The sequence below is a fragment of the Acidovorax sp. YS12 genome, from assembly GCA_021496925.1.
Taxonomy (GTDB): Bacteria; Pseudomonadota; Gammaproteobacteria; order Burkholderiales; family Burkholderiaceae_C; genus Paenacidovorax.
This window is the reverse complement of record CP053915.1, coordinates 1,336,859-1,354,921: the sequence shown is the minus strand read 5'-3', so window position 1 is coordinate 1,354,921 and position 18,063 is coordinate 1,336,859. Positions and strand designations below refer to the sequence as shown.

The window sequence follows — 18,063 nt, the reverse complement described above, 5'->3', positions numbered from 1 at the left end:
ACCGTTCTTCACCCGGGCATAGCGGTCCCGAAGTACGCTCGCCCCACCCATCTTTGCTTGAAAGGAATTCTCAGATGTTTGAAACCTCCATCGCCGGCAGCCTGCCGAAGCCCGCCTGGCTGGCTGAAACCAACAAGCTCTGGCCGCAGTGGAGGGCTGAGGGCGATGCGCTTCGCCAGGCCAAGGCCGACGCGACCCTGCTGTGGATCAAGGCCCAGGAAGACGCAGGCCTGGACATCGTGTGCGACGGCGAGCAGTCCCGCCAGCACTTCGTGCACGGCTTCCTGGAGCAGGTCGAGGGCATCGACTTTGAGCACAAGGTGAAGATGGGCATCCGCGACAACCGCTACGACGCGATGGTGCCGCAGGTGGTGTCGGCCCTGCGCCTGAAGGGGCGCGTGCATGCCTTCGAAGCACAGCTGGCGCGCGCCCACACGAAGAAGAAGCTGAAATTCACTCTGCCGGGTCCGATGACCATCGTCGATACCGTGGCAGACCGCTTCTACGGTGACAAGGTCAAGATGGCCTTTGCATTTGCAGAACTGCTCAACCAGGAAGCGCTCGCGCTGCAGGCCGATGGCGTGGACATCATCCAGTTCGACGAGCCCGCCTTCAACGTCTACATGAAGGATGCTGCCGACTGGGGCGTGCAGGCGCTCGAGCGCGCGGCGCAGGGCTTGACCTGTACGACGGCGGTGCACATCTGCTACGGCTACGGCATCAAGGCCAATACCGACTGGAAGAGCACCCTGGGCGAGGAATGGCGCCAGTATGAGACGGTGTTCCCCGCACTTGCCAAGAGCCGCATCGACCAGGTGAGCCTGGAATGCATCCACTCCCATGTGCCGCCCGACCTGATGAAGCTGCTGGCCGGCAAGGACGTGATGGTCGGCGTGATCGATGTGGCCAGCGACGTGATCGAGACACCCGAGGAAGTGGCGGGCACCATCGGCCGGGCGCTGGAGTTCGTGCCGAAGGAGCGGCTGTTCCCGTGCACGAATTGCGGCCTGGCGCCGATGGGGCGGGACGTGGCGTGGCGCAAGCTGCAAGCGCTGGCAGCAGGCACGAAGCTGGCGAAGGAGCGGTTGGCCACGGCGTGACCCCATCTGGTCATCGCGCCCAGTCATCCTGGTCGCGGTCAGTGGCACGACACATCCCGCGCATAGCATCACGTAGCGTCTCCGGTGGCACGTCGGCGGGCTGGCCTGCTAGGCAGGCCTTGGCGACCGGAGACGAACGCGCGCCCGCGGCTATAGCCGCGGCACGAAGAAAAGAAAGCCCCCCGCTGTGGGGGAGCCGTGAGGGCCGGGCGATGGATGCCGCCCTATCCGGGAGGCACCACCTCCAACGTCAGGTGCGTGGCGGTGGCGGACAGCATCAGATCGTCCGCAGTGTGCAGGAGGCGGGTGAAGATGCCGTCCTTCGGATCGAGGTACTCCGCGAAGTCGTCGCCGCCCAGCTCGCGATTGGCGAGGTGCCACCAGTCGCCGGACGGGTCGGTCTCCGGGTTGCAGCCGACCGCGAAGGCCAGCAGCTTCTGGCGTCCGTCCGCGCGGCGCTCCCCGCGCTCAGCGAGGAAGTACACGCCATGGTCCTTGACGAGCACCGCGCGGCACTGGTTGGCGATCGCCTCGGTCAGCACGGGGCGCAGGTCGGAGCCTTTGAATCGCAGTGACATGGATGAAATCTCCTGTGCGTTGAAAAGAAAAAAGGCCCTCCACCCGGATGGATGGAGGGCCTGTGCGGCATGCGGCCGCATGGGCTGAAACGCCGCGGCCGGGAGCCTCGGATCAGCCGAAGAGCCGCCCGGCTTTTGTGCGAGGCGTCATGCCGGGACGGCCTGGCGCTGTCGGGCCGCCTTCGCGCCGATCACGCTCACGCCGATCAGGCGCCAGCGCCCGTCGTCGATGAGCCGCTCCAGCACTTCCCCGAGCATGTCGAAATACACCTCGTCGTGCCGATCGACCAGTTCACCGTCGCGGTGCAGCTCCACCACGTAGGCGTCGCCCGCGCGGTCGTACAGCACCGTCACCCGGCCCTCGAACTTCGCGGTCGAGACCGTGAAGCTGATCGCCGGAGGCGTCTCGATGATCCTGGACGGCGCCGGATCGACCCAGGAGAAATCCCGGGCGCCCGCATCGACCAGCATGTGGGTGATGCGCCGCAAGCCATCGGGCGCCGGCAATTCCTCCAGTTGCTCGATGAGCTGGCCCAGTTCCAGGCACTGCGGCTTGGGGATGGGCAGCTTGGCCGGCGCGGAGCCGAGGATATGCCTCGTGATGGTGTAAGGCGTGCCGTCCGAAGCCTTCTCGGTGATGACCTCCGGGGTGTCCGCGCGCAGGCCGTCGAAACGGCGCCGTGCGTAGGGTTGGACATGCACCTTGGCGCCTTCTTCGGGGACGGTGGTCACCAGGCCGGGATCGAGCACCGCGAACTCGCTGGGCTTGAGCTTGACGACGATGGCGTCGTTTGTGGCCGCGACCACCCGCCCGTCGAAGGGCTGGGGATCGATGGCGAAGCCCAGTGTCGAGGACTGCGGCTGGTCATCGAACACGCGGTACTTGAACGACCGCACGTTGCGGGGCACGTGGCCCGCGACGAGCGAGGGCATCAGGGACTTGATGAGGGAACGGTCCATGGGAATCTCCTTGAGAATGAACAAGGGATTCCTCGCCCCCAAGGGAAAGGTCCCTTGTGGGTGGCGTGGATGGACGCGGCGCGCCCGTGGAATGAAACGACCAGCGTGGTTTCCCGCGCGTGCAGCCTCGAAGGTCTTGGCTGCCTGGGCATGCGTCGGCATCGCCGACGAACATGCGCGCAAGAATGGCTCTGGCGCGGGCCGCCGATTCGCAGGAAGCAGCACCGCGGCGCACCCGCTTTCCTGCACTGCGGGCAGGAAAAAGCCCCTCGGTTGGAGGGGCTGCAGGGGTCAGGCGTCGGACACGAAACAGTGCGCGCGCTGCCGCGGAAAGAAGACATGCTTCCAGCCGCCGCTGGCGTCGCCACCATCGAACACCACCATCTCGTAGCGATCGATGCCGGTGTCCACGAGGTCGGGGATGGCAATGTGGCGCATGTGCAGCGTGCCCTTGTCGCGCTTGAACACCAGGGTCTGCCCGATGGCATCGTCCTGGCTCATGGCATTGACGCAGGCGCCGAGCTGCTGCTCGAAGTCCTGGGCGGGCGTGATGAGGTCCGGGAACATGGGGATTGCTCCTTTGAAAGTGAACCAGCCCGGCTCCCTGGCGGGAGACGGGCTGGCATGGGTGGTGAGAGGGAAGGCGGACGTGGTGCCTGACCGCTAGGGCCCGCTCAGCGGGAGCCCCGGCAGCACACGTGCGTCGGCGTCGAGGATGAGGATGCGCACGTCGGCCTGCCCGGCCAGTTCAAGGATGTTGGCCAGGTCGTCCGGCATGCCCTTGTTCCGGTGCTGCTGCCGAAGCTGCGCGGCGGTGATGCCTTGGGCCTGCAGCAGGTTCTCGTCCGTCCACGGCGTGGAGATCAGCTTGACGCCGATCGCCGGGCTGTACGGAACACGGAAGGCGATGAATAGAAAGGCCTCGGGCGTCGCGAGGTCCGCCAGATTGGCCAGATACCGGCCGGTTTCTTCGGTGATGTGCGCGCTGCTGATCTCCCAGCAGCGGCTGTAGAAACCCGTCTCGAACGTCAGGCGCCGCACTGTTTCCCGGGCGGCTTCCTCGGAGTAGGTGTCGCCCAGGTGCACCGGCTTGCCATCGGCATCGTCCGCGATGATGAAATAGACCACCGCGCGCACGAGGCCCTCGGTCCGGGCCTGGTTCTCCAGGGCTCGCGGCACCTTTTGGCCTTCGGTGACCAGCGCGAAGTCCTGGCCGACCAGGCAGGGAAACTCTTCCACTGCGTCGTTCGACAGGTGCGCCTGGCTGGGATGCAGCGGCCGCCAGACCGGCGGATTGTCGTCCCTGCAGGTGATGAGCAGCGTGCGGACAATGCGCAGGTTCCAGTAGCCCCGCACGAAGGGATTGTGGATCTGGGTCATGGATGGGCTCCAGCATGGGGAGCCGGGGCCCATCCCGCGCGGGGGATCGGCCCCGGCGGGTGGATGAAGGACTGCGGCCGCTCAGGCCGGGTCAGGGATGGAGGCGGGGCCTTCGAGCAGCCGCGCGGCGACACGCTGGACCACGCGCATACGGAAGTGGTCGTCGAAAATGCCGCCGAGCAGCGCCTGGGCTTCCTTGGCGATCAGCGCGGCGGCCGCGCCGGCATCGTTGGCCAGGATGGCCTTGCGCAGCCCCTCGCCGAGCTGCAGCGCGCTGGTGGAGTTGCCCAGGAGCCGGACCTCGCGGCTCAGGAAGCAGCTGTCGCCGCCGAACTCGAACAGCCGGGGCCGGCTGCAATGCCAGCAGCCCTCGAACAGCATGGCGGCGAGATGGTGGCCGTCATCGAAACAGGTGGCGATCAGGAACAGCGCCTCGAGGTCCGCTTCTCCATCGAACGCATGGTGCTCGATGAGATTGAGCAGGTCGGCATTCCCTTCGGCGCGGAAGTGCCCCGCGAGCAGGTCCAGCATGGCCTCGATCGCCAGATCGTCACTGCCTTCGAGGCCGTCTTCGCCTTCCCGCGCGTCGTATCCGGGGGCGGGCAGGTCCAGCGTGGCGGCCAGCGCCACCAGATCGAGCAGCACATCGCACCATTGCGGTGTGCGCGTCTCGGAGATGCGGGCGATGTAGGCCTGCCCGTCGCCGGGATGGGCCGGGTCCAGCCGGTATCGCCCGAACAGCGCGGTGATGACCGGCGTGACCCGGTCGAGCACCAGCACGCCGGTGGCGTCGTAGTAGTTGTTGGCCATGGTGGCTCCTTGGAATGAAGGCGCGGAGCCACGCCCTGGCGGACGCAGGCATCCGCGGGGGAAACCCGTCGCTGTTACGGCATCGGGCAGTAGAAGGTGATGGGGCTCAGCCGGTGACGGGCTCGCCCATGGCTTGCAGCAGTTCGATCAGGCTGTCGTGAACCAACTGGTACAGGTCGTTGTAGTTCTGGCCGGTCGGTGCCTGGTCGGTGCGGATCATCAGTTCGTCGGTCTCGGCTATGGTCTTGCGCAGTTCGTGGACGAGTTCCAGCGGCGAGCGCTCTTCCTCGTCATCGGCGGGCTCGCTGATCGCCGCCAGCACGGTCCTGGGAGACAGGACATCGTCTCCGCTCTTGTAGACCAGAGGCGCTTCGCCACGGCAGAAGGCTTCGACGGGATCGTTGCCGATGGTGAACCGGGTCAGTTCGCCGGCATCGGCGCCCTCGATGTCGTGGTCGACGACGGCGACGCGGGGCAGGACGAGCTGGGCGGGCCAGTCCTCGACGATGAAGGACTGGACCAGGCCGCCTTCGAGGACGACCGCGATGGAGGGAATTCGGGGCATGTGCCGCTCCTTAAAAAGAACACGAGGGACATGGCCCCGAAGGAGCGCATGTCCCTCGCGGGGTGGGAGAAAAAGAAAGAATGGAGAGACGGTCGGCGGGACGGCGCAGCCGGCTCACCAGCCGTTGTAGTGCAGCACCAGGTCGGCGATGACCTGGCGGCGCTGCAGATCCAGGCCGCCCAGGTCGGACAGTCCTTCATAGCCGCAGCGCTTGAGCATCGCGCCGCCCTCGGGGGCGTTGTAGATGCTCACCATGGCGGAGAGGAACATCCGCTCGCCGCTGCTCAGGACGCCCAGGGCGTCGTTGAGCCGCAGCAGCGCGGGGCGCAGTTCCCACTTGGTCGTGGCGCGCGCGAAGCCCTCGCGGGTGCCGTCGCCGAACCACTGGTAGCCGGCGATTTGGACACCCCGCTTCCAGGCCTTGAAGAAGGCCTCGGGTGCCTGCGCGAAGTGCATCTCTTCCCGGCTGATCTGGTCGAGCATGGATTGGGGCAGGGACTGGTTCATGAGGAATCTCCGGTCGGGAACGGTTCAGGGATGGAGCCGCTGCTGCCAGCGCCCCGTGGAGAGGGCGCGGTCGGCGGCCTGGTACGAGCGGAAGTACTGGACGGACTCGCGCGACACCGGACCATCCAGGTCGGCGGTGCCGATGTAGTGGCCGGCCGCGCTGTGCAGCACGTCCAGCGACAGGCGTTTACCTGTGCAGGTCAGGGACAGATAGCCGATGGCTTCGGACTTGGCCTGTGCGGCGCTCAACGGGGCTGACGATGCAGCGAGGGACATGGCAGGCTCCTGGGACAGGCGGAACAGCGCCACGCCCCCAGGGGCACGGCGCCCTCCCTGGGGTGGAAGAAAAATGCATCGGCGCCACGAGGGCGCTCGTCCGCGGGGGCGATGCGGGGCGGACTGGCTGGGCCGGCGCGGAGGAATCCGCGGCGCAGTCATGGGGCCCGGACTGCTGGCATGGTGTCGGACGGGGCCGACGACACATGCGGACAAGCATGGCCCGCGGCAGGCGCCCTGTCATCCGGCAATCGGAAGCCGCGGGCATCCCCATTTCCCATGCCACCACTCCCGCGCCATTCACCGTGCGGACCAGAAGAAAAAACGCTCCCGAAGGAGCGTTCAAGGCACTCAGCCGCTGACTGCCGAGGCCAGCTTGCCTTGCGCGTCGAAGAGGACTGGAGGGCGTCAGGCGCGGGGCGCCGGAGCCCGCCGGGCCAGGCCCTTGGCGCCGCTCACTTCGGATCGTCGGCCAGCACGTGGCGCCGCCAGACGTCGAAGGCTTCGGCGGGCGGCAGCTCCGCCAGGATGACGATGGGCTGCGTCTGCCTCGCGCGCAGCGCGGCGAAGTAGGCCGGCCGGTCGGGGATGGTCTTGGGGTTGACGCCCTTGAGAAAGACCAGCTTGCCGTTCTTGACGAACAGGAGCTTGCTGTTCATGTGCCGCTTGAAGGCGGCACGCAGCTTCTTGTCCGCGTTCTCGCTGGCGGCAAGGTCATCGACGAGGTAGTCCAGCGTGATGTCGATGGTCAATCGGCCCGCACTGTCCTTGGGATCGTCGTACTCGGTGACGTCCGGCGGCAGGGTGGCGGCGAAAGCCTGCGCCTCGGCGAAGCGATCGCGCTGGCCCTGGAGCGCGAGCAGGTGGGTGGAACCGCCATGCCCGTCGTTGCTGGCCGTGGCGACCGGCTTGCCGTCGAACAGCACGGTGGCGGTGAAGCACAGCGTCTCTTCGCTGGCGAAGTCGGCCACCTTGAGGTTCTTGAGGCGAATGCGTTGTTGGTCAATGGTCATGGGACCTCCGGAAAGGATGGCGTGGCGGACCGGCCCGCCTGGGAACGGCGAAGACGGCGGACCACATGGGGTGGGACGAAGGAAGGCATCAGCGCCCGGGGAGGGCGCATGTCCGCGAAGGCGATGCGGGGCGGACGGGGTTGCCGGTCGGCGCGCGGGAAAACGCGGCGCAGCCTCGAAGACCGGGGGCTGCCTGGGCTGGCGCTGACGGATCAGCGGCGCTTGGGGCACAGAATCGATATGTCCGTCCGCACTGTCGTGCACCAAGCCGGAACCGGCCGTCCCCGCGTTCAGCGCAATGCCTGCACGATCCGCCGGCCCAGCCAGGCCACGCAGGGCACGGCCATCGAGTTGCCGATCGCCTTGTAGCGCGGGCCGTCCGGGCATTGGTTGGCAGGCTTGCCACGCCAGGGGATGGCCGTGTACGGCGTCTCGACCGTCAGTTCCACCGAGAATGCGTCGGGCAGGGGCCCGCTGGGGATGAACCCGCTCGCGGCGGCCATGACGGAGCGGCACAAGGCGGCCGCCGCCGAGCCGCATGCCGGCGTGAGGCGTCCAAGATCGGACGCGGTGAACCCTGCCCCTTTCCGTTCGCTCTTCGCACCACCGGCATACGGATTTCCCGCGGTTTCTGGCATGAATCCCCCCGCACCCATCCCGCCAGCTGGCGCAGGAAAAGAAAGCCTCGCGCTGGAAAACGATGCCACCCGTCCATGGGGGCCGGTTCCCATCAGATCGCGCAGCAGCCGTGCAAGCCCGTCAGCCGCATTGGCGGGAAGCGTGGATCCGTGCGGCGCCAGGTTGGCGCCCGCGGCATGCGTGGACCAGACCAGTCTTCCATGGCTGCATACCTCCAAGAGCGTGTCCTCGGCGCGCATGCGCATGCGCAGGGCTGCAAGCGGCGCGGGGCTTGCGTGGCCTGCACTGGAGCCGCCTTCCGCGAGGCTGGCCGTCCGCGCCGGTCCGCCTTCACCGGCAGGCAAGGCGCTGCTTCGCGATGTGCGGCATTGCAGCGCCACCAGCATGGCGTTTCCTTGGTGGTCGATGCGCGATGCAAAGGTGATGGTCTCGGCGGCATGGGGAATGCCCTGGAGCGCTTCGCACTCTTCCGGGGTCAGGCGGCGGACCCGCGAGCCCTGCAGCGCGCCGTTGTGGCGGCGCGGCCCGTTGTGGCTGTCCAGCGTCGCATGCACGCCGCAAACGCGCACGCCTGACTGAGACGCCTGGAATGCAACCGCCGCTGGATCGGGCGCGCCCATGGAGGGGGTGGTGCCCTCGGCGCCTGCGTACGGGGTGCTGGATGGATCCGCCGGGAGCGCAATCGCCGGAGCGTGCGCCCCCGCGGCCAGCGGATGGCATGCATCGCCAGGCCGCGGGTTGCTGCGGTTCGCCGCACTGGTGATCTGCGTGGTGTCGAATGCGAGAACCCCCGCGCCCCGGTTGCCCTTGCTTTGGGCCGCCTCCAGCGTTCCACTGGGTCCGCCTGGCGCCAATCGCCCGTTCGTGCAGTCCACGGCAACCGCCACCAGGGGCGTGCCGCGCCCGGTCCCGTCCTCGCTGGCGTCGAATCCTTCGCCGCGAAGGCTGTGCGCGACGGGGGCAATGGCCTCGCCCCCATGCCACGGGCCTGCGTCCGCAGCCCATGGCGGCGGCAGCGCCGCAATCAGTCCGCCATCGCAGTCGAAGTCCGTGCCGAGGCCACCGCCTGCAGTACGGCGTGCAGGGAGGGTGGGAGCCGTTTGCCGCGCTTCTCTGCCCGGCGCAGTATCCCTGCGCATGCCGCCCCACTCAAAAAGAACCGTGGCGGGATCGAACCCTTTTCGAGCGCTTGCGACAACGAACACACGGCGGCGTCGTTGGGCCACTCCGAAATATTGGGCGTCCAGGGTCCGCCAGGCGGCTGCGCGCCGGGGTCCATACACAGCACCAGCGTTCGCCCAGCGTGGAGTGTGGGCGTGGAGCTTGCGGTCCCACTTCCAGTGCCGCGAGGACTTGCCTGCTGCCGGCCTGGGCTCTGGCGGTTCCAGCGCGCCATCTTCTCCGGCAAGCCCAGCCAGAAAGCACCCGAAGGCGTTGTCCTTGGTCGAGAGGACGCCGGGGACGTTCTCCCAGAAGACGATGCACCCGTCTTCGCCGAGCCGGGTACGAGCTTGGTCGATTGCATCAGCGATCTCCACGAATGTGAGAGTGAGGTTTCCGCGGACGTCGGCCAGCGACTCGCGCAGGCCTGCCACGCTGAAGGCCTGGCAGGGGGTTCCGCCGGCCAGGATGCCGGGGGCGGGCACGGTGCCGGCGCGCACCTGGTCCGGGATCAGCGCCATGTCACCGAGGTTGCGGACCTCGGGGTAGTGGTGGGCCAGGACCGCGCAAGGGAAGGGGTCGATTTCTGCGAACCAGTCCGGCTCCAGCCCGAGGGGCTGCCAGGCCAGGCTCACGGCTTCGATGCCGCTGCAGACGCTTCCGTAGCGCAAGGCGGGTGGTGGTTGGGGGTTCATGGGCTGTCTCCTGTTCAGGGGTTTCGGGTGGGCAGGAGAAAGACGCCGAAGGCCCAGGGCCTCCGGCTGCGGATGAAGAAGCCACCCGTGGGCTGTCGCAGGAACGCGGCCGTCGGTGGAGCCTGTCGCTGCATCAGCGTCACACCCGGCCCGTGTCGTGGTTGGGGCCGGCAACCTCTGGCACACATCCGCGCACAAAGGGAACCCGTTGTTTCACCGGAGGGCGCCGGCGCCGAATACCGTCGACCCGAGGGGTCTCCCCGCGGCTCGCCACGGCGGCGCGCGGCAAGGCGCCGGGAGACCTCTCGCGATGGACGGAAGAACCTGATCAGGGGGATGGCCGCAAGGGCGATCCGGGGACGGAAAAAACCTTCCCATCCCGCGCGCCGGGGCCGGCCGGACGGGATGTGCATCGCGTTGCAGAAGGCGGGACGCGCTCGGGGATTCCCGCAGGGCTGCGGGAGCGGTGTGCCGCGCCGTCCAGGGGGCGCGGCTACGGGTCCGGGGACCTTAGGGGGCTTTGCGTGCCGGACGCCGCCCGGACGGCGCACCGCGCCGGGACGGCTGGGACTCGGCCGGCAGCGTGCCCTTGCAGCCGGGGTAGCGGCTGCAGGACCAGAAGGCGCCGCTCCTGCCCGTGCGCTGGTGCATCGGTGCACCGCATTGCGGGCACGGCGGCGACGGCGGCAGCTTGATGGACAGCTCCGCGCCGCGGTACTGCTGCACGAGCTGGGCGACCCAGGCGGATTGCCGGGCGATGAAGGCGTCGAGCGTCATCTGGCCGGCCTCGATCATGCCGAGCGCCTGCTCCCAGACGGCGGTGGTGCCGGGATCGGCGATCGCCGCGGGCACGGCGTCGATGAGCGTGAAGGCGGCGTCCGACGCGCGGATGCCGCGCCCCTTCTTCACGAGGTAGCTGCGGCCCAGCAGGCCGTTGATGATGCTGGCGCGCGTGGCCTCGGTGCCGATGCCCGTCGTCTCCTTGAGCTTCTGCTTCAGGCGCGGGTCGGTGACCAGTTTGGCGACGGTCTTCATCGCCTTCACGAGTTCGCCCTGGGTGTAGGGCTTCGGCGGAAGTGTCTTCAGCGCCTTCGGCGCGACCTGTTCGATCTTGCAGCGCTGGCCATCGGCCAACGGCGGGAGGATCTGGCCGCGCTGCGCCGGCTCGTCGTCCGCGGCGTCCTGCGGGTGCTGGCCGGGCTGGCCCAGGGCCAGATGCCAGCCCGGCACCACGACCTGCTTGCCGGCCGCCTGCAGCGATTGCCCGGTGCAGGTGAGCCGCGCCACGGTGCGGTCGGACTCGTGATGGGGCAGGAACTGCGCCAGGTAGTGCGCGCGGATCAGGCGGTAGACCGCCAGTTCCTTCTCGTTCATGGCCGCCAGGTTCGCGGGTTCGAGCGTGGGAATGATGCCGTGGTGGGCCGTCACCTTGCCGTCGTTCCAGGCACGCGAGCGCTGGGTCCGGTCGAGTTGGGCGAGCAGTAGCCGAAGGCCGGGGTCGGTAACGAGCAGGGCATCGAGGACGGCGGGCACCTCGGCCAGCATGCTCTCGGGCAGGTAGCCCGAGTCGGAGCGCGGATAGGTCGTGGCCTTGTGCGTCTCGTACAGCGCCTGGGCGATGTCCAGGGTCTCCTGCACGTCGAGGCCCAACTGCCTGGAGCACACTTCCTGCAGCGTGCCCAGGTCGAAAGGCAGCGGCGGTGCTTCGCGCATGCGCTCGGTCTGGACCGATTGCACCAGCGCTTCGGGGGAACTGCGCATGCGTTCGGCCGCCTGTTGCGCGACCGGCTGCTGCACGCACCTTCCAGCTTCGTCCGTCGTGCCTTCGGGCGCGATCCAGTGTGCGACGAAGCTCTGCCCGGCCTGCGACAGCGTGGCCTCCACCGTCCAGTAGGGCACGGAGACGAAACGCGCGATCTCGCGGTCGCGATCGACGACCAGCTTGAGCGTGGGTGTCTGCACGCGGCCGACCGACAGCACGCCCTGGTAGCCGGCCTGGCGGCCCAGCAGCGTGAAGAGACGGCTGAGGTTCATGCCGATCAGCCAATCGGCTCGGGAGCGGGCCAGTGCCGAGTGGTACAGCGGCAGCGTCTCGGCCGATGGCCGCAGCGCGCCGAGCGCCTTGCGGATGGACGCGTCGTTGAGCGCCGATAGCCACAGCCGCTGGATGGGACCACGGTAGCCGCACAGGTCAACCAGCTCTCGGGCGATCATCTCGCCTTCGCGGTCGGCGTCGGTGGCGATCACCAGTTCGGTGGCCTGGCCGAGAAATTGCCTGACGACCTTGAACTGCGCGGCGGTCGCCGGCTTCGGCTCGACGCGCCAGTGCTCCGGCAGGATGGGAAGCTGGTCAATGGACCAGCGTTTGAATTGCTCGCCGTAGCCCTCGGGGGGAGCGGCTTCGACCAGATGGCCGATGCACCAGGTCACGACGACACCGGAACCGGTGTAGCAGCCGCTGCCCCGCTGCCCGGCGCCCAGCACACGGGCGATGTCCTTGCCTTGCGAAGGCTTCTCGCACAGAAACACGCGCATGAAGCCTCCGGGTGTGCGTGACGATCTCGACTGGCCGTCAGCATCTCCGAATGCCGCCGTGACGGCAGCCAATAAGGCGGACCCGGCAGGCACCGGATTGCCTGGGTGCAGCGTGCATGCCGTGCCGGAGAAACGGAAGCCGGGGAGTGCGGATGGTGGAGGGATTGGCATCTGCCTATGGCTTCGGCCATGGCCAGCCAGGCAACCGTCGGGCTTTCCGGTCCCTGGGCGCGACAGCGCCCCCTCGCTAAACTGTGCGGACGGACTGTGCGTTGCCAGAAGGATGGCCGCTGGCGCGACATGCACGAAGAGCGACGCAGGCCGTTGCAGTACGGTGAGCGGCGGCCCGAATGGAACAGCAGCGGTCGTCCGGCGCGCCAGCAAACCACCAGCGCCGCTGGCCGGGCGTTTTGCGAAGGACGGGAGGGCCTCACATGGGACAGATCAAAGTCTGCACGTACAACATCGAGTGGATGACGTCGTTCTTCGGCGCCAGGCGCGATGCCGATTGGCTCGCGGACCAGGTGGTTCCCCAGTCGTTCGCAAAAGCGCCGGGGGTATCAGGCTGGGCCCCATCGGTGACATTCACGGCCTGTGCCAGCGCATCGCCGCCGGCATCCGGGCCGTGGATCCGGACGTGCTGTTTGTCCAGGAGGGGCCACCGCTGCAGGAACAGATGGAACTCTTCGTCAAGACATTCCTGGACGACGAGTATGCGGTCCACCGGTCAAACCGGACCGATCAGGCCATCCATGCACTGGTGCGCAGGAGCCTTGCCCAGAAGGTGACACCGTGGCTGCCCGCTGGAAGCACACCGCAGAAGCTCTGGCGGAACGTTCCGTTCTACCCTTGGGGAAAGATCGCCGCGGCCGACCGGAAGCAGCACAGCCTCGCGCGCTATCCGCTCCTGCTGCGGGCCGAGCTTGCCGCCGGGCAGGATCTCATCCTCGGCGGCGTTCACACCAAGTCGAAGTTCTCGCTGCTCAAGACCAAGAGGCAGTGGGACGAACGGGGAGCCAACCCCGGGCCGGTCCTTGACGCGCTCAGCAGCCGCCAGAAGCTTTCGGCGGAAATCGTTCGCCTCCGGGAAGTCCTGACTTCCGTCGTGGCCGTCGGCCCAGCGCAGGCCAGCGTCGTGGTGGTCGGCGACTTCAACGACGGGCCTTTCAAGGACCTCATGGAAACCGAGTTCCTCACCAAGAGCATTCTTGATGAGCTGGTGGGCTCCTTCCTTGATCCGAACACCTACTTCAAGCACGCGATGGACCCCGCCGTGCTGTCGTCCGCCAGCACGACGCGGTTTCCTGACCCGCTCCAGAATGGCCAGATCGTGGGTGAACTCATCGACCACATCGTCGTGTCACCTGCCATCTGGAGCGGCCTGGGCGCGTACGCCATCAAGGCCGGCAGTTGCCAGGTCGAGGAGGCGGCCTGGCAGATGGGCGTGGTTGGAAACTCGGAGGCGTCGCGCGACAGCCGTCCCAGCGACCACAAGCCGGTGTCGGTTGTGCTCGATTGGTAGGCGGGCGCCTTGGGTCCGCGCAACGCCGATGGCCCTATACCCCGGGTATAGCGAGGCTGGCGCAGAGAGGATGGCCGTGATCCGTCGCGGCCGCCCGCGCAGCGGTGCTAGCCCTTGGCTTTCGCATCCTTCGGCGTCTTCGCGCCCTTGGCTTCCTTCGGCCTGGGTTCCGTTTCGATCTCCTGCTGCTTCGGGCTCAGCGTGACGGCCTGGAGGCGGTACGGCAGGATGCCGACGCGGCGGGCCTCGACCTTGAACGTGACGCGCTCGTTCGATTCCGAATCCTCCCATTCGTCGCGCACCGTGCGGCCTTCGACCAGAACGCGCATGCCTTTCTGGTACAGCGCCAGCCACTGCCCGGCATCGCGGTGCCACAGTTCCACCGGCGCCCAGAAGCCCCCGCGGTCCTCATAGGTGCCGTCCTTCTTCGGGACCGGGTTGTCGAAATAGACGTTCAGGCGCAGCAGCCTGCTGGGCTCGTCGTTGCCGTTGGGAAACTCCCGGTATTCCGGCGCGGAGCCGATGTTGCCCTCGCCGCTGAAATGGGTGCTCATGGTGAATCCTCCATGGTGGTGGGAATGATCCTGCGCCGGGGCATCCGTGCAGGTGCTGAGGTTCAAGGAACCGGCCGTGGGCGCGTCCGGTCCGCGTCCATCCGGTGCAGGTAGACCGCCTCGGCATGGGCCAGCTTGCTGGCGCATTCGAGCGCCTGGCGCGCGATGCTGTGCGTCAGGCTGATCTGCATGTTGAGGACGACGCGCTGGCGCTCGATCGCGTACAGGTCGCCGATCAGCGAGGCGGGCGTCGAGCGCTGGGCCAGCAGCGCCTCCCACAGGGACACGCCCATCGCGGAGCGGTCCTGGTTGCGCCAGCGCAGGAACGCCGTGCCTGCGCCAGTCGTCTGCTGGGCCAGTCGTCTGCTGGGCCAGTTGCGCGCCGAGCAGGCTGAAGGGATAGGCGCGCGCCTGGGTCAATACGCGCCGCTGCGCCAGGACCACGAGGCCGTCGCGCAAGGCCTGGCACTGGCTGGCCCAGGTGTCCAATGGCCCCTTACCTTTAAAAGGCATCAAAAGGCCTTTTAGGTAGCCCGCGTGTTCCAGCCGCTGGAAGTCCGCCTGTTCCAGCGGAGCGAAGCGCGCCGGTGCGCCGCCGGACGATGTCGCCGTCATGCCGTGGCGTCCCCGTCGTCTGCCGCCGTCCCGGCCGCGCTGGCCCCGTCATCCGGCGCCACGGGGGCAGGGGCCTCGGCCTCTGGCGGGACTGCAGGCGCTTCGGATGCATCGGAGGCGGTGCCCCGCCGCGCGATCGGCGGCGCGAAGCGGGAGCGGCGCGTGCCCGTCATCACCTCCACGGGCAGTTCGCCGAACTTCTCCAGCGCCGCGCGCGCCGCAGCGTTCCTGGCCGCGAAATCCCCGCGGGTGCAGCCGGAGAAGCGGTACTGCTGGGCCAGGCTGAACAGGCTGCGCAGCGCATGCGCGCCTTCGGCGAGCCAGCGTTCGAGCGTGCCGCGGTCGATCAGCGCCGTGTGGTGCGCCAGGATCAGGCGCCGCGCCAGATCGTCGTAGTCGGCGAGCAGGTAGACCGCCATGAAGCCGAGCTGGGCGTTCACGAACAGCGGCAGCTTCACGGGCTGCACGTTCAGGTTCTCGCCGAGGCTGAGCGCGGGCGGGACATCGGCCAGCGTCTGGTCCACCTGTTCCCGCAGCGTCTTGAGCACCTCCCTGGTCTGCTCCAGCTTGTCTTCGATGCGCAGCATCCACCAGTCGCTGTACGGGTCGTCCTGCTCGGCGCCGCGCTTCATCTTGGTCATCACGCTGATGAAGCCGTTGAGCCCGACGATGCCGGGGCGTCCCTCGGCCGGTGCGCGGCCGTGCCAGATGCGGGAGGCGTGGTGCGTGTGCAGCGTCAGCGACATTGCGCTACGCAGCGACCCGAGGTTGAGTTGGAGAGGTTCGTTCGTGGCCATGAGGACGACTCGCAAGGGGAAACGAGTCGCCAGCATGGATATGGACCGGAAGGCGGTCAGTCAACAAACCGCATCCGGCGCATGCCCGGTTGGCCAAGGCTGGATGGTGACGATACCCTGGGGATAGCTGGAGCATCGGCAAACCCCGCGTGATACTCCTACTTGCTTACCAGGGCGTCAGGGGCTATCCCCAGGGGATAGGTCGGCGGTGCGGCGGATCCCGAGTTGATGCGGTCAGGGTTCCGACGACGGAGACAACTGCTCGCGCACCCGGCCGACGAAGTAGTCCACCATGGCACTCACGTCCCGCTGCTCGCGGACGAATTCGTCGCTGCCGGGCTGGCCGATCTGATGGAAGTTCGCGAACTTGGCCGGTCCGTCCTTGCGCCAGCCCTCGACGTCTTCGCTGTCGCAGAAATGCGCTTCCAGCAACTGCAGCACTTCGCCCAAGATGCCGCTGTGGGGGCTGTCCAACTGCCGCTGTGCATAGAGCGATGCCAGGTCATCGATCGACCCCCAGTAGCGCATGACGTGAACGAGGTCGGCCACGTCCTTGTGTTCGTGCCGCTGATGAAAAGCCACCGCCTTCAAAACGATAAAAGCCACAACGTCGGCGAAACGCACCACCTCGGTCACCACGCCGTTGCCCCCTGGCAGTTCGGTGGTGATGGCATGTTCCTCGAACCACTCGTGGGCCACGCCCGCATGGAGGAACTGGACAGCGGAGACTCCTTCGCCATCGACCGTTCCCAGTTTGCCGCTCTCGTCCGGATCGTCGGTGTTCTGAAGGAACTCGATGCGCACCGGGTGGCCGTTCAGTTCATACACCCATTGCCAGCTACTGACCTTGCCGGGGGCCGGTTCATAGGGGACGAAGCCGTTGTCCTTGAGCTGCCTGCGCAGCTTGTCGTAGACGCCCCTGGCAGCCAACACCGATACATTCAAGACCACATCGACATCCGTGGTGCCTGCATGCGGGGGAACCTCGGGCGGGCGGGCTGGCGTCAGGTAGCGCGGCACGAGTCCGCCGACGAGACGCAAGGTGTTCTTGAGTGAACCGAACGCCTGCAACAGCACGACCAGAGCCGTCTCGCAGTCGCGGGTGAGATCGGCGCTGTAGCCCGCCGCGGTCTTGAACTTCTCGTTCATGGCGTAGGCGCCTTCTCGATCTTCAAGGCCCTGCGCCGGAACTCGTCGGCCAACTCCTTGTTGCGGCCGTAGCTGTCCAGCAGGTCCAGATATTGGATGAAGCGGCTCGCGAAGCGCGAGCCTAGCCGTTCGGGATGCTCGTCGAGGAACATCAGGGACGCGCCTTCGCGCTCGATCAAGACGACGTTCGCGCCCTTGTCGACCGGTTTGAGCTTCAAGTCATGGCCCCAGGCTTCGGCCTGGCCCGGCGGCACGATGACCTGCACGCGATCGACATGGGTGAGATGAGCCACCACGGCATTGGCCGCGGCCGCGCCGGTGATGGCCCAGCCTTGACGATGGGCGAGGCGCGACAGCAGTGCGTCCGTGGGGTTGGACTGCGGCGCGTAGGTGTACCAGCGGGTTATTGGCTCGCGCCGTGAGGTCCAGTCGGCGGCCCAGGCATCGAGCAGTCCGGCGGCATCGGACACGCGCCTGCGTTGGGCAGGGCCTTTGCCGGTGGTCTCCACCCAGTCCTCCCGTTCAAGCTCCTGCATCGTGAGCGATACGGTGTAGGGGGAGGTCTGCGCTCGTTCAGCCAGTTCGGCGCCCGAGATGAAGTCCTGGCCGCCGGTCTGCCGCCAGTGTTCGAGCAAGGCGTGGACCACCTGTTCGCGTGCACCCGAGAACAGTTTCTGGGCCCGACGCGGCGACGGGTTGCGCGGCTCGCGCTCCACGACCACCAGATAGGTTCGGTGCTTGAAGTGCATCGAGCCAGTGCCGTCGTAGTAGTTGATGCCGGCGTGCTTCAGCTCCTTGCGGGAGCCGGGACTGAGGTAGTCAGCCAGGACGCACAGTTCCAGCGGCACGGCGCTGTCTCGGCGTGCCGCCTGATAGGCATGGAGCTGATGGACGGCCAGCCGGACGTCGCGCGGGTATCCCGCCCTCAGCACTTCGACGGCCAACTCGACTTTGTCACCCATCGGGAGGGTCATGCGTAGCAACGCATCGAGCCGTGCCCGGCTGTCGTCGGTCGCAAACGGCACCTCCATCTTCCGGCGTGCGAGCGATATCGAGGTTGCGTCGTGCAACTCAGTGACGAACCGGTCCAGGAGGGCGGTGGTGTGGTCGGGCATACGGCTTGATTTGCTGCGCAGCAAATATAGCATAAATGCCTAAGTTTGCTGCGCAGCAAATCTTAGGTTGAAACTGCCAAGAACGCCACCGG

The 18,063-nt window shown here is 67.4% G+C and carries 16 protein-coding genes and 3 pseudogenes; 2 read left to right on the top strand and 17 right to left on the bottom strand.

Features of this window, described 5'->3' with window-relative positions:
• Window positions 1-74: 74 nt before the first annotated feature.
• Window positions 75-1,100, top strand: a complete 1,026-nt coding sequence (locus tag YS110_06120; protein ID UJB64353.1) for a methionine synthase — start codon at window positions 75-77, stop codon at window positions 1,098-1,100.
• A 224-nt stretch (window positions 1,101-1,324) separates the two neighbouring features.
• On the opposite strand, the gene YS110_06115 is transcribed toward YS110_06120, so the two are convergent.
• The 12 genes and pseudogenes from YS110_06115 to YS110_06060 form a co-directional block, all read right to left on the bottom strand.
• Complete coding sequence (locus tag YS110_06115; protein ID UJB64352.1) at window positions 1,325-1,678, bottom strand: DUF3085 domain-containing protein; 354 nt, start codon at window positions 1,676-1,678, stop codon at window positions 1,325-1,327.
• Between the two features lie 147 nt (window positions 1,679-1,825).
• Window positions 1,826-2,638: a GTPase gene (locus YS110_06110; GenBank protein UJB64351.1), complete on the bottom strand. Its 813-nt coding sequence runs from the start codon at window positions 2,636-2,638 to the stop codon at window positions 1,826-1,828.
• 291 nt (window positions 2,639-2,929) lie between these two features.
• Entirely contained in the window at window positions 2,930-3,205 is a 276-nt protein-coding gene (locus YS110_06105; GenBank protein UJB64350.1) for a uridylate kinase, read from the bottom strand.
• Between the two features lie 96 nt (window positions 3,206-3,301).
• On the bottom strand, window positions 3,302-4,018 hold the full coding sequence (locus YS110_06100) for an ABC transporter substrate-binding protein (protein ID UJB64349.1): 717 nt from the start codon (window positions 4,016-4,018) through the stop codon (window positions 3,302-3,304).
• Between the two features lie 81 nt (window positions 4,019-4,099).
• Window positions 4,100-4,828, bottom strand: a complete 729-nt coding sequence (locus tag YS110_06095; GenBank protein UJB64348.1) for a hypothetical protein — start codon at window positions 4,826-4,828, stop codon at window positions 4,100-4,102.
• 106 nt (window positions 4,829-4,934) lie between these two features.
• The gene (locus YS110_06090) at window positions 4,935-5,393 is read right to left on the bottom strand and encodes a hypothetical protein (protein ID UJB64347.1); all 459 of its coding nucleotides are present in this window, start codon (window positions 5,391-5,393) and stop codon (window positions 4,935-4,937) included.
• A gap of 114 nt (window positions 5,394-5,507) precedes the next feature.
• Window positions 5,508-5,900 (bottom strand): hypothetical protein, encoded by a 393-nt coding sequence (locus YS110_06085; protein UJB64346.1) that lies wholly within the window; start codon window positions 5,898-5,900, stop codon window positions 5,508-5,510.
• Window positions 5,901-5,924: 24 nt separating this feature from the next.
• A complete protein-coding gene (locus YS110_06080; GenBank protein UJB64345.1) occupies window positions 5,925-6,176 on the bottom strand; it encodes a hypothetical protein in 252 nt (83 codons plus the stop codon).
• A 455-nt stretch (window positions 6,177-6,631) separates the two neighbouring features.
• Window positions 6,632-7,189, bottom strand: a complete 558-nt coding sequence (locus YS110_06075; protein UJB64344.1) for a hypothetical protein — start codon at window positions 7,187-7,189, stop codon at window positions 6,632-6,634.
• Between the two features lie 290 nt (window positions 7,190-7,479).
• Window positions 7,480-7,614: pseudogene (locus YS110_06070) on the bottom strand (DNA cytosine methyltransferase).
• Between the two features lie 1,095 nt (window positions 7,615-8,709).
• Window positions 8,710-9,684: pseudogene (locus YS110_06065) on the bottom strand (DNA cytosine methyltransferase).
• Between the two features lie 510 nt (window positions 9,685-10,194).
• Entirely contained in the window at window positions 10,195-12,219 is a 2,025-nt protein-coding gene (locus YS110_06060) for a DNA topoisomerase III (protein ID UJB64343.1), read from the bottom strand.
• Between the two features lie 625 nt (window positions 12,220-12,844).
• Here YS110_06060 and YS110_06055 point away from each other — a divergent pair.
• Window positions 12,845-13,741: a hypothetical protein gene (locus tag YS110_06055; GenBank protein ID UJB64342.1), complete on the top strand. Its 897-nt coding sequence runs from the start codon at window positions 12,845-12,847 to the stop codon at window positions 13,739-13,741.
• Between the two features lie 107 nt (window positions 13,742-13,848).
• Here the strand turns inward: YS110_06055 and YS110_06050 are convergent, their stop codons facing one another.
• The 5 genes and pseudogenes from YS110_06050 to YS110_06030 all read right to left on the bottom strand — a co-directional run bounded on the left by YS110_06050 (window position 13,849) and on the right by YS110_06030 (window position 17,971).
• Window positions 13,849-14,295, bottom strand: a complete 447-nt coding sequence (locus YS110_06050; GenBank protein UJB64341.1) for a single-stranded DNA-binding protein — start codon at window positions 14,293-14,295, stop codon at window positions 13,849-13,851.
• Window positions 14,296-14,357: 62 nt separating this feature from the next.
• A pseudogene (locus YS110_06045) lies at window positions 14,358-14,910 on the bottom strand (DUF3158 family protein).
• The gene (locus tag YS110_06040; protein ID UJB64340.1) at window positions 14,907-15,707 is read right to left on the bottom strand and encodes a TIGR03761 family integrating conjugative element protein; all 801 of its coding nucleotides are present in this window, start codon (window positions 15,705-15,707) and stop codon (window positions 14,907-14,909) included. The pseudogene YS110_06045 and the gene YS110_06040 overlap by 4 nt, the downstream one beginning before the upstream one ends.
• Window positions 15,708-15,941: 234 nt before the next feature.
• Window positions 15,942-16,856: a hypothetical protein gene (locus YS110_06035; GenBank protein ID UJB64339.1), complete on the bottom strand. Its 915-nt coding sequence runs from the start codon at window positions 16,854-16,856 to the stop codon at window positions 15,942-15,944.
• Entirely contained in the window at window positions 16,853-17,971 is a 1,119-nt protein-coding gene (locus YS110_06030) for a hypothetical protein (GenBank protein UJB64338.1), read from the bottom strand. The genes YS110_06035 and YS110_06030 overlap by 4 nt, the downstream gene beginning before the upstream one ends.
• Window positions 17,972-18,063: the final 92 nt, after the last annotated feature.